The organism is Kitasatospora sp. NPDC001119 (assembly GCF_053598475.1).
Genome location: NZ_JBSFKI010000002.1, coordinates 402568 through 414016 on the forward strand (window position 1 = coordinate 402568; position 11449 = coordinate 414016).

Genomic DNA, 11449 nt, shown 5'->3' on the forward strand with positions numbered 1-11449 from the left:
TCGGCGGCCGCTGAGCGGGACACGCGCCTCTCGATGGTTCTGTCGCCGTGCCCGTTCACGCGCCGACCTCGCTCGGCTCGGGGCGGGCGGCGGCCAGCTGCTGGTCCCAGTCGGGGCTGGGGACCTGGTCGGTGACGGCGACCATGCCGCCGGGCATCCAGCGGGCGGTGCCCAGGAGCTCGGTGTAGATGCCGCGGAAGCCGTCGATGTTCTGGCGGAGGGTGAACTGCTCGATCACCCGCAGCCGGGCGCCCTCGCCGAGCCGGGCGCGCCGTTCGGCGTCGCGCAGCAGCTCGATCGCGGCGGCCGCCATCGGTTCGGGTTCGCGCGGCGGGACGACCAGTCCGGTGTCGCCGACGGCCTCGCGCACGCCGCCGACGTCGGTCGAGACGGTCGCGCGGCCGCAGGACATCGCCTCGATCAGGGTGAACGGGAAGCCCTCGCTGATGCTGGAGAGCATGACCACGTTGCCCGCCGCGTACGCGTCGGTGATGTCGGCGACGCGGCCCTCGAAGGCCACCGAGTCGGCTATGCCGAGCTCGGCGGCCAGGGCTATGCAGCCGTCCCGGTACGCCTCGCCGCCCTTGGGGGTGCCGCCGAAGAGCCGCAGACGCGCCTCGGGGATCTCCCGCTGGACGATGGCGAAGGCCCGGATCAGCGTCTCCAGGTCCTTGATCGGGTCGACCCGGCCGGCCCAGCTGAGGGTCGGCGTCTCGGGCTCGGGGCCGGCCGGCGGGAAGGCCGCCGGGTCCACCCCGTTGTAGACGGTGCGGATGTGCGAGGACGGCGTGCCGCCGCGCTCCTCCCAGCGCCGGTTGTACCGGTTGCCGGGGGTGACGAGGGCGGCCTGCCGGTAGCTCTCCTCGGCGAGCATCCGGTAGAAGCCGAGCAGCAGCGCCTTGACCGGCCAGCGGTAGGGGCCGGTGCGGTAGCCGAGGTAGCGCTCGCGCAGGTAGATGCCGTGCTCGGTGAGCAGAAACGGTACGCCGTACTGCTGGGCGGCGATCAGCCCCGGCAGGGTGGCGAGGCCGCCGCTGGCCGCGTGCGCGACGCCGTCCTTGGGCGGCTCGACCGAGAGCGGCCGCAGGGCGTGCTCCAGCAGGTCGGTGGCGTTCAGGGCGTCGTGCAGGGTGGGCCGGGAGACGGCGGTCGGCAGGTAGTCGCGGGTCCAGACCTGCTGGAGGGTGCGCAGCGCGCGCTCGCTGCGCAGCGCCGGGCTGAGCAGCCCGTGCCGGGCGAGGTCGGCGAAGTTGTACAGCTCGGTGCCGAAGTGGGTGGTGTAGACCGGGTCGAGGATGGAGTGCAGGAAGCGCTCGTACGCGTTGAGGAAGCGCCGCATCTCCTTGCCGCGGGGCGCTCGGCCCTCCGAGGCGGGCCCCCACAGCGGCGCGGTGGTGACCGACCGTACGTTGGCGGGCAGTTCCCAGGCCAGTGGCTCGTGGCCGGTTCCGGTGACGGCGATGACGTCGAACTCGACGTCCGGCATGCCCTGAACGAGCTGGTCGCACCAGACGCTCACGCCGCCGTGCTGGTGCGGATACGTCCCCTCGGTGAGCAGGGTGACGCGCATTCCTGTCCCCCCTCCTGTTCTTGCGTAGGTTCCGGCCTGGATGACCGGAACGGGAGCCGTGGCGGGGCCGGGCCGGGCGACCGGCCCGGCCCCGCCGGTGGCGGGTGGTGCTGGTTACCGGTTACCGGTTGCCGGAGCGTCCGGTGGTGCTGCTCGGCGTGGCCGTCCCCCCAGAGGCCTTGCCGTTCTTCGTCGCAGCCTTGTCGTCGTGGCCGTTGCCGCCCTGACCGATGGTGCCAGCGAGGACATCCTTGCCGGGCACCGGGGTTCCGCTACCCGGGACCAGGGACGGAGCGGGCTTGCGGGTGGTGTCGCTCGGCCCCACCGGGACCGGGGTGGCGACACCCTGCGGCACGACCTTCTTGTCCGCCGGCGCCGGGGCCGGGACGGACTTGGCCGCGACGCCCGGCGCGACGGGGGCCGGGGCGGCCGGCGCGGACGGCAGCTGCAGGGTGACGCTGCTCTGCAGCGCGCCCGGGGACACCCAACCCGAGAGGGTACCGGCGTAGGACGAACCGAACCCGCCCGTTCCGATGGCCAGCTTCTGAGCGGTTCCGGTCGGCATGGTGGCCTGGACCTGAACGCCGGACGGCGCGTTGACGGTGACGGTGCTGCCGACCCGGTAGGCGGTGACCTGGCCGGAGGCGAGGGCGGTGTTCCAGGCCGCGCGGCGCTGGAACTCCTGGCCGATCTCGCGCTGGCTCAGGTTCACGATCGGGGCGCTGTCCGCGTGCAGCGAGCGGTAGGTGCCGAGGATCTTCTCCAGCACCGGGTACAGGATGCGGTCCTCGGACAGGTTCGACTGGTGCACGAAGTGCGGCCGCGGGTCGTTGCTCAGCACGTGGCCGAGGTCGATCCGGGCCTCCAGCGGCACGATGTACGACTGGTAGCCGGTGGTGGTGTCCAGCGGCTGGGGCAGGCAGGTGGAGTTGGCGTTGTTCTCGCAGACGCCGCTGCCGCCGTTGGCCTTGCTGGTGTAGATCCAGTTGTACTCGTCGGCCTCCTCCTTCGCCGTACCGGCGTTGTAGAAGACGTTCATCGGGTACCGCGGCACGGTCAGGGCGGAGCCGACGGGCCGCTGACCGGTCTCGCGGGAGGCGTCGCTGGCGGTGAACTTGATGCCGTTGGCGGCCAGCGCCGGCGCCAGGTTCGGGTTGTCGCTGGTCTCCTGCGGGGCGGTCAGCAGGCCGGAGTGCTCGCCGGTGACCAGGGACTGCGGGTCGAAGCCCAGGCCGTTCGCGGTGGCCCAGTCGGCGTTGTTCTTGATCTGGGAGGAGATGGTGTTCTGGTCGACCCAGACGGTGGCGCCCGCGGTGTTCTTGGCGCAGACCCACGGCACCACGGTGACGTTCTGCTCGCAGCCCAGGTACGGGTGGGTGTAGGTGTGGTTGACCCACCGGTAGTTGTTCTGGTCGGCGATCATCTGGTTCGCCGTGGGGTCCACCGTGGTCTGGTGGTCGGCCTTCCAGTCCTCGCTGCCGCCACCGTTGAACACCATGTCCAGGGTGAAGTTGTTGGCGGCCTGCCACTGCTTGAGGTGGTTGGCGTCGTCGACGGTCATCCGGATCGGGTTGGCGGTGTCCGGGGTGCCGGGCGGGCAGGTGACGTCGCCGGGGGTGCACTTGAGCACGGTGTCCCAGCGGTCGTCGGCCAGGAAGACGTCGTCCACGTGGGTGGCGAAGTAGTTGCGGTCGTAGCCGAGGTGGACGCCCTGGGTGAGCCAGTCGACCATGCCGCGGGCCAGCAGCCGGTACTGCTGCTGGTACTGGTTGTAGACGAACGTGACGACCAGTTCCTTGCGGCCGTCGTGGGTGTACTCGCCGACCAGCGAACCGCGGCTGGCCGTGTTGGGTATCGGCGCGTCGACCAGCGGGACGAACGAGGCGCCGGCCGGCAGGCTGGCGAGCGGAGTGGCCAGGTAGCCGTAGCTCTCGCCGACGTTCGGGTCGTTGTCCTCGAACGGGACGCTGCCCTTGAGGTACCCGAACGGGCCCGAAGTTCCGGCCGTGGTGGTGGCGCCCTGGAATCCGTCGAGAGTGCCCACGAATCCGGGATTCTGGGCGTAGTTCAGCCCCACCGCCGGGTTGGCCCACGTGTACGCGTCGATCTGGCGGACGTTGAATGCGGCTTCGTAGGTCGCGATCGCCGTCATCTCGGTGGCACTGTTGGGGAAGGGGTTTTCGTTGGGCAGCACGATGCCCTGGAACTTCCCGCGGGGCTGGCCGTTCAGCGTGTCGCTCAGGAAAGCGGAGTTGATGACGGGGCGGTTGGGGTCATTGAGGCTGATGACCTTGTAGGGCGTGCCCTGGCTCTTCAACTCGGCGGTGATGGCAGCGACGGACGGGCCGCCGTCGTCGACGACCAGGACGGTGAGGTCGATCCTGGGCGGCGCCGCGTCGGCGTGGGCCAGGGTGGTCTGCAAGCCGCTGGCCAGCAGGACTGCCGCCGCGCACGCGGCGACTCTTCGGGTCGCTCGACCCATGGTGATCCTCCCCTTGGTGCAGGCGTCACGCTGCTCGGCGCTCGCCTGCCCGTGTAGCTGTTCGCGGGCAGCAGGCTGCCCGGGCCCATCCTGGTCGAGGGACGGTGGTGCGAGGGACCAATTGGGCGAGAGTGCAGCGAACCTGTTACCAACGTTCATGGCGAAGCCATGAAGGCGCTGATTGTGACCGGAACCGGACCGGCGGCGCAAATAGTGAATTGAAAATGAAAAACCGGAAGCTGACTGCTACACGTGGTTACCGACGGTGCGGCCCAGTGGGGCGGGCGGGACACCTACACTGTCGTCGTTGCGCATGACACTCTTGCACATCTCGCCGCCCAGTTGGGCAGGTTCATGCAATATCGGGCACGGCTGTGCCATGTGACAGTCCGAATATGCAATGGAGGTGCTCACATGGTCGATCAGCATACCGAGTCCGGGGGATTCCCGAGCGTACGGAATGCGTCACCGGAGGCGGGCGGAACGCCGCTGGTCGGACGCAGTCTCGGTTTGCGCGGTGCGCTGAATGCCCGTGATCTGGGCGGGTACCGGACGGCTGACGGGCGGATTCTCCGGCCCGGGGTGGCACTGCGCAGCGATGGCCTGAACCGTGTCACCGCCGAGGACCTCGGCCCGCTCGGCGCGCTCGGCCTGCACAGCGTGGTGGACCTGCGGAGCATGGCCGAAGTCCGCGAGACCGGTCTGGACCACCTGCCCGGCGGTGTGACGCTCCACCATCTCCCGCTGCTGGCACCGGACTTCGACATCGTCCTGCTGGTCCGCGACGCGCTGGCGGACCACGACCCGGAGCGCCAGCGGGCGCTGCTCGGCGACGGCCGGGCGGCCGCCCGGATGGCCGGCCTCTACCGGTGGTTCGTCACGGACCGGGTGGCGCGCGAGCGATTCGCCGCCCTGCTAAGGCTGCTGGCGGATCCTCAGGGGCCGCCGCTGCTGTTCCACTGCTCGGCGGGCAAGGACCGCACCGGCTGGGCCGCGGCCCTCCTGCTGACCGCCCTGGGGGTGGACCGGGAGACCGTCCTGGCCGACTACCTGCTCACCAACGAGCGCTCCGCCCCGGTCGTACGGCGGGTGCTGGACGACTTCGGGGCCCGCGGCCTGATGCGCGAGCCCGAGCTGCTCCTGCCGGTCTTCCGCGCCGACGGCGGCTACCTGGACGCGGCCTTCGCCGAGGTCGCGGCCGGCTGGGGCGGCTTCGACGCCTACTGGCGGGACGGACTCGGACTGGACGGGGAGGTGCTGGCCGGGCTGCGCGCCAACCTGCTGGACGACCCGGGAGCCGAGCGGGGCGGCCCGGCTCCCGGTGGTCGGCTCAGCCCTCGTTGATCAGCCCCTCGCGCAGCTGGGTGAGCGTCCGGGTGAGCAGCCGCGAGACGTGCATCTGGGAGATCCCGATCTCCTCGCCGATCTGCGACTGGGTGAGGTTGCCGAAGAACCGCAGCATGATGATCCGGCGCTCGCGCGGCGGCAGCTTGGCCAGCAGCGGCTTGAGCGACTCCCGGTACTCGACGCCCTCCAGCGCGAGGTCCTCGTAGCCGAGCCGGTCGGCCAGCGGGCCGTCGCTGTCCTCCTCGCCGGTGCTGGAGTCGAGCGAGCTGGCGGTGTACGCGTTGCCGACCGCGAGGCCCTCGACCACGTCCTCCTCGCTGACCCCCAGGCAGGCCGCCAGCTCGGCGACGGTGGGGGAGCGGTCCAGCCGCTGGGAGAGTTCGTCGCCGGCCTTGGTGAGCGCCAGCCGCAGCTCCTGGAGCCGGCGCGGAACGCGGACCGACCAGCTGGTGTCCCGGAAGAAGCGCTTGATCTCGCCGACCACGGTGGGCATCGCGAAGGTGGGGAACTCCACCCCGCGCTCCGGGTCGAACCGGTCGATCGCTTTGATCAGGCCGATCGTGCCGACCTGGACGATGTCCTCCATCGGCTCGTTGCGGCTGCGGAAGCGCGCCGAGGCGTACCGGACCAGCGGCAGGTTGAGCTCGATCAGGGTGTCGCGGACGTAGGTGTGCTCGGCGCTGCCCGGGTCCAGCGCGGCCAGCCGCAGGAACAGCGAGCGGGAGAGCGTCCGGGTGTCCAGCACCGAGCCGGGCGGCGTCTCCGGTCCCGTGTCGGGGCCGGGCGGCCGGGCCGGTTCGACCCGCTGCCGCGGGACCAGGTCCTCGACGACGGCCGTGCCGTTGGCCTGGCCGCCAGCGTGGATCTCCGCAGTGCCCAGCTCTCCGGACATGCACCCACCCCCTTGTGACTGTCAGTTGAACGGGGGCCGTCGCGCGGTGGTTCCCGGCGAGGGCCTTCCCCCTGCATACCGGAACACGGTCCACGGCAAACCCGAACGTCGCAAGATGTCACGCCGGGGTAACTCGCTGCAATCTCACTCTTCCCAGGAGTTGCCGGTCCGAAGCCTGGTCAGGATCCGGGAGAGCAGCCGGGACACGTGCATCTGGGACATCCCCAGCTCGGTGCTGATCTGGGACTGGGTCAGGTTGGCGAAGAACCGCAGCATCACGATCCGCCGCTCCCGCTCGGGGAGCTGGACCAGCAGGTGGCGGACCATGTCCCGGTGCTCGACCTCGGCCAGCGCGGAGTCCTCGTAGCCGAGCCGGTCGAGCAGGGCGAGCCCGCCCTCGTGCTCCTGCGCGGCCTCCAGGGACGCCGCGTTGTACGCCCGCCCGGCGTCCAGGCAGGCCCGCACGTCCTCCTCGGGGATCCGCAGGCTGGCGGCGATCTCGGGCACCTTGGGCACCCGGCCGTGCAGCACCGTCAGCTCCTCCATCGCGCCGCTGACCTGGACCCACAGCTCCTGGAGCCGGCGCGGGACGTGCATGGTGCGGACGTTGTCCCGGAAGTAGCGCTTGATCTCGCCCAGGATGGTCGGCAGCGCGTAGGTGGGGAACTGGACGCCGCGGCCGGGGTCGAAGCGGTCGATCGCGTTGATCAGGCCGATGGTGCCGACCTGGACGACGTCCTCCATCGGCTCGCTGCGGCTGCGGAAGCGGGTGGCGGCGTAGCGGACCAGCGGGATGTTCACCTCGATCAGGGCGGCCCGGACCCGCTCCCGCTCGGGGGCGTCCGGGGGCAGCTCGGCGAGCCGTTCGAACAGCACCCGGGTCAGCGTCCGGACGTCCACGGCGGGGCGGCCGCCGGGGCCGCGCAGCCGGTCCGGTCGGAGCTCGCCGGCCGGGCTGGTGATCGCAGCCAGCACTTCGTCCACGGACACCTCACCCCTCCCAAAGTCGTCAACGGCGGGCCCTGCGGAGCGGGTGCCACGGCGGGTTCACGACCTCGCCATGTCCGGCAAAACCGGTCATAGCATCACAAGGTGGGCACAGGTCGGGCAAGCACCCGATGGAGGTGTGTTGGTGGGCCGTTCAACCTTTCCCGGGCCGGCCGGCGAACCGCCGCGGGGATCGTTCCGGGACGGAGCAAGGCGCCCCGCCCGGAAGCCGGACGGGGCGCCGCGGTCCGTCCGGGGGAAGCGCCGGGGTCGGGCTTCGGGTGGTCCGGGTCGGACGGGTGGGGCCGGACGGGTGCTCAGACCTCGACGTCGGCGATCACCCAGGTGGCGAACTCGCGCCAGAGGCCGGCCGCGGCCTGGTGGTCCGGGTGGGTCAGGTAGGCCTGGAGGGCGTCGCGGTCCTCGACCAGGCTGTTGATCGCGTAGTCGTACGCGATGTCGCGCTCGGTGGTGTTCCAGCCGCACTCCCACTCGCGCAGCTCGGGGATCACCGAGCCGAGCGCGTCGAAGGCCTTGGCGCCGGCGAGCACGCGCTCTTCGTCCTTGCTGACGCCTTCGTTGAGCTTGAACAGGACCAGGTGGCGGATCACGATTGCCGCTCCTCGCGGACGGGGACAGAGGGTCCCGCTCACCGTAGCCGGTGCCAGGGGGCCGACCGCTACCCGAATGGGTGCGGGCCGTCCGTCACTTGATCAGACCGGTCATGAAGGTGCCGACGGCCTTGGCCGCGTTCGAGATCCCCTCGAAGCCGAGCTGGACCAGCTCGGCGGACCGGGAGGGTGAGGTGATGATCGAGTAGAGCACGAAGATGAGCAGGAGGGCCATGCCGATCTTCTTCGCCTGCGCCATCGGGTGACCTCTTCCTCCCAGCTGTGGGCCGCCGTCATCCGGTCCCCGAGCGGCCTGCAGGGGGCAGCTTATCCACCCGGACGGGCTATCAAGTGTGCGACGCGTTCGGCCGGCGGGACGAAGGTCCCCGCGAGTGGGGCCTTTCTCCGGATGCCCGCTCGCGGGCCGGACGGCAGGATGGAAGACGTACCGAGGATCTGGCAGGAATCCCCGGTGCATGGATCCGGAGCTCCCCGCTGTGGGACCGGTCGCCGCGGCTTCCCCCCGACGCGGCGCCGGTTGTGGGACTCCGCCGGGGGAGCGGTCAGTCCCCCCGAACCGCTCCCCCTCCAGGCTCCGTACGGACCGGGCACCGGTGGTCATCGGCCCGGGGTACGGAGCCGTTCCCATGTCCGGGGCCGCTCCGGCGGTGCCCCGCGGCTCCCGCGACGTGGGCGGACAAACGCCGAGGGCCCGTCCGGATCGGACGGGCCCTCGGGCTCTCGAGCGGTAGCGGTGGGATTCGAACCCACGGTGGAGTTGCCCCCACACACGCTTTCGAGGCGTGCTCCTTTGGCCGCTCGGACACGCTACCGAGAGGAACTCTACCGGAGGGGTGGCGCAGTCACGAAATCCGTATCACCGCGGTGCCCGGCGGGCCCTCAGCGGTGGGTGTCGAAGAAGGCGCGCAGCTGCGCGCCGCACTCGTCGGCGAGGACGCCCGGGATCACCTCGGGCCGGTGGTTGAGCCGGCGGTCGCGCATCACGTCGAAGAGCGAGCCGGCCGCGCCGGCCTTCTCGTCGAGGGCGCCGTAGACCACCCGGTCGATCCGGGACAGCACGATGGCGCCGGCGCACATGGTGCACGGCTCCAGCGTGACGACCAGCGTGCAGCCGCTCAGCCGCCACTCCCCGGTCTTCTCCGCGGCCTGCCGGACCGCGACCACCTCGGCGTGCGCGGTCGGGTCGCCGACCGCCTCGCGCTCGTTGTGGCCGCGTCCGATCACCTCGCCGTCCGGGTCCAGGACGAGCGCCCCGACCGGTACGTCCCCGGTGGCCGGCGCCAGCGCGGCCTCGGCCATGGCGAGGCGCATCGGCGCCGCCCAGCGGTCGCGGACCGGGTCGGGGCGGACGGGGGCGGGCAGCGGGGGGACGTGCGGGACGGTCAGCGGAGTGGATGCGGGCTGCATGGCATCCAGTGTCGGGTATCCGGTGGTGGACACCGGCATGGCCGACGCCGCTACCGGACGGCCTCCAGGACCTCGCCGCAGCCCAGGGCCTCGGCGATCTCCTCCAGGGCGTCGCCCGGGACCGCGCCCTCGCCGCTGAGCGCCAGCAGCTCGTCGGCGGCGAGGCCGAACTCGGTGAGCAGGTGGGCGTCGCCGAGCGGGCCGACCGGGACGCCGCCGCGGGCGTCGGCGTCCTCGTCGTCCTGCTCCTCGGCCTCCTCGGCCTCGTCCAGCAGGTGGTCCAGGTCGCCGAACTCGCTCTCGCCGGCCTGGTCGACCAACTCGTCGGTGAGGACGGAGCCGTAGGAGCTGCGGGCGGCCGCGGCGCCGTCCGACACGAAGATCCGCGGGTCCTCCTCGCCGTCCACGCGGACGACGGCGAACCAGGCGTCCTCCTGTTCGATGAAGATCAGGACGCTGTCGTCGTCCTGGGCGGATCCGCGGGCCAGGTCGGCCAGATCGGCGAGGGTTTCGACGTCGTCGAGCTCCGTCTCGCTCACATCCCACCCGTCCTCGGTGCGAGCAAGCACTGCAGCGAAGTACGCCACCAGGGACACTCCCAAGATCATCGGTCTCGGCTGTCGGCGCGCACGGGCAACGCGGAAATCTGGCCGCCCCCGCGCCAGAGGCGGTCCGCTTGTTCGGACCGTCCCATCGGAATCGTGACAGAAAGCCCGCCCTTGCGGGGGGTGTTCTGCAGCGCGTCTTTGCAGGTCGTGTCGGAAGGACCGGGTGGCGGACGGCGAAGCCGGGCCGGGGCGGTCCGAGGCCGGTCGAAATTTGCTCCGAACGCCCGGCGGGGCCGTTCGGGTCCCTTCCGGGGCCGTCCGGGTGCCGCGCCGGACGGGCGCCAGGGTGGCATCAGGGTGGTCCGGGGGTGCCTCCCGAGGCGGTTCCGGGGGCGGTCCCGGGCCCGGTCAGATCCGGAAGGTCCGCATCCGCATCGCCTCGCGCATCCGCCGCTCCTTGGTCCGCCGCGGCTGGACCCGCTCCCGCAGCTCGCGCGCCTCGGTGAGCTCGCGCAGGAAGACGGCCCGCCGCTTGCGGCGCTCCGCTTCCGTCTCGGGGTGGTCGTACGGCGGGCCCGGGCTCCGGCCCACCCCGTCGACGGGCTCGTCCATCGAGCCGTCCCCAGGGTTCGGGTTGCTCGTCATAAGAGGTGACATTCCCAGAACGGCCCGGTTGATACCACAGGAGGCACTTCCGTCCGGACGACCGCGCCGGGTCACGGCGAGTCACGGGAGTGTCACCCGGACCGGCGCCCCGGTGGGCACGGCGAGTCGTACACCCGTCCAGGACCGGGCTAACCTCGATACATGCGTCTCCACGTTGTTGACCACCCCCTGGTCGCCCACAAGCTCTCCACCCTGCGCGACGAGCGCACCGACTCGCCGACCTTCCGTCGCCTGACCGACGAGCTGGTGACCCTCCTCGCCTACGAGGCCACCCGGGACGTCCGCACCGACGAGGTGGAGATCACCACCCCCGTGGCGGTCACGCTGGGTACCCGCCTCAGCTACCCGCGTCCGCTGGTGGTCCCGATCCTGCGGGCCGGCCTCGGCATGCTGGACGGGATGACCCGGCTGCTGCCGACCGCCGAGGTGGGTTTCCTCGGCATGGTCCGCAACGAGGAGACCCTGGAGGCCTCCACCTACGCCACCCGGATGCCGGACGACCTCTCCGGCCGCCAGGTCTACGTGCTCGACCCGATGCTGGCCACCGGCGGCACTCTGGTCGCCGCGATCAGGATGCTGATCGAGCGCGGCGCCACCGACGTCACCGCCGTGGTGCTGCTGGCCGCCCCCGAGGGCGTCGAGGTGATGGAGCGGGAGCTGGCAGGCCTGCCGGTCACCGTCGTCACCGCCGCCGTGGACGAGCGGCTCAACGAGAACGGCTACATCGTCCCGGGCCTCGGCGACGCGGGCGACCGGCTGTACGGCACGGCCGGCTGAGCCTCCCCACCCGAACCACCGAACACCGAGAGCCCCCGGCACTGCGCTTGGGTTCTAGCAGTCGTTGCAACACCCCAGTTCAAGGGGTGCGATGGACTTCGAGATCCGGGAAGACCGGCACAAGAAGGGGCGGCGTTTGAC

The 11449-nt window shown here is 71.4% G+C and carries 11 protein-coding genes and 1 tRNA gene; 2 read left to right on the forward strand and 10 right to left on the reverse strand.

All coding sequences use genetic code 11. The features are described from left to right. Positions 1-55: 55 nt before the first annotated feature. Both pelF and ACWDD9_RS04180 read right to left on the reverse strand, forming a co-directional pair. On the reverse strand, positions 56-1570 hold the full coding sequence (pelF, locus tag ACWDD9_RS04175; RefSeq protein WP_049650152.1) for a GT4 family glycosyltransferase PelF: 1515 nt from the start codon (positions 1568-1570) through the stop codon (positions 56-58). A 121-nt stretch (positions 1571-1691) separates the two neighbouring features. Beyond that, positions 1692-4052 carry a hypothetical protein gene (locus ACWDD9_RS04180; protein ID WP_449810733.1) on the reverse strand — a complete coding sequence of 787 codons (2361 nt, stop codon included), beginning with the start codon at positions 4050-4052 and terminating at the stop codon, positions 1692-1694. Positions 4053-4466: 414 nt separating this feature from the next. Here ACWDD9_RS04180 and ACWDD9_RS04185 point away from each other — a divergent pair, with 414 nt between their 5' ends. After that, positions 4467-5396: a tyrosine-protein phosphatase gene (locus ACWDD9_RS04185; RefSeq protein ID WP_234348243.1), complete on the forward strand. Its 930-nt coding sequence runs from the start codon at positions 4467-4469 to the stop codon at positions 5394-5396. On the opposite strand, the gene ACWDD9_RS04190 is transcribed toward ACWDD9_RS04185, so the two are convergent. The 8 genes from ACWDD9_RS04190 to ACWDD9_RS04225 form a co-directional block, all read right to left on the reverse strand. Beyond that, the gene (locus ACWDD9_RS04190) at positions 5383-6291 is read right to left on the reverse strand and encodes an RNA polymerase sigma factor SigF (RefSeq protein ID WP_049650154.1); all 909 of its coding nucleotides are present in this window, start codon (positions 6289-6291) and stop codon (positions 5383-5385) included. The genes ACWDD9_RS04185 and ACWDD9_RS04190 overlap by 14 nt on opposite strands. A 144-nt stretch (positions 6292-6435) precedes the next feature. Continuing rightward, entirely contained in the window at positions 6436-7281 is an 846-nt protein-coding gene (locus ACWDD9_RS04195; protein WP_375876738.1) for an RNA polymerase sigma factor SigF, read from the reverse strand. 314 nt (positions 7282-7595) lie between these two features. Beyond that, on the reverse strand, positions 7596-7889 hold the full coding sequence (locus ACWDD9_RS04200) for a Dabb family protein (RefSeq protein ID WP_049650156.1): 294 nt from the start codon (positions 7887-7889) through the stop codon (positions 7596-7598). A gap of 94 nt (positions 7890-7983) precedes the next feature. Further along, positions 7984-8148, reverse strand: coding sequence for a hypothetical protein (locus tag ACWDD9_RS04205; RefSeq protein ID WP_181970620.1), 165 nt, complete (start codon positions 8146-8148; stop codon positions 7984-7986). A 487-nt stretch (positions 8149-8635) separates the two neighbouring features. Beyond that, positions 8636-8722 (reverse strand) — tRNA-Ser (locus ACWDD9_RS04210). A gap of 67 nt (positions 8723-8789) precedes the next feature. Continuing rightward, on the reverse strand, positions 8790-9317 hold the full coding sequence (tadA, locus tag ACWDD9_RS04215; RefSeq protein ID WP_082345357.1) for a tRNA adenosine(34) deaminase TadA: 528 nt from the start codon (positions 9315-9317) through the stop codon (positions 8790-8792). A gap of 50 nt (positions 9318-9367) precedes the next feature. Beyond that, positions 9368-9925: a tRNA adenosine deaminase-associated protein gene (locus ACWDD9_RS04220; RefSeq protein WP_117488600.1), complete on the reverse strand. Its 558-nt coding sequence runs from the start codon at positions 9923-9925 to the stop codon at positions 9368-9370. Between the two features lie 348 nt (positions 9926-10273). Beyond that, entirely contained in the window at positions 10274-10477 is a 204-nt protein-coding gene (locus tag ACWDD9_RS04225; RefSeq protein WP_049650158.1) for a hypothetical protein, read from the reverse strand. Between the two features lie 195 nt (positions 10478-10672). On the opposite strand from ACWDD9_RS04225, the gene upp reads away from it, so the two are divergent. Continuing rightward, positions 10673-11308, forward strand: a complete 636-nt coding sequence (upp, locus tag ACWDD9_RS04230) for a uracil phosphoribosyltransferase (RefSeq protein WP_049650159.1) — start codon at positions 10673-10675, stop codon at positions 11306-11308. The last annotated feature ends 141 nt before the right edge of the window (positions 11309-11449 follow it).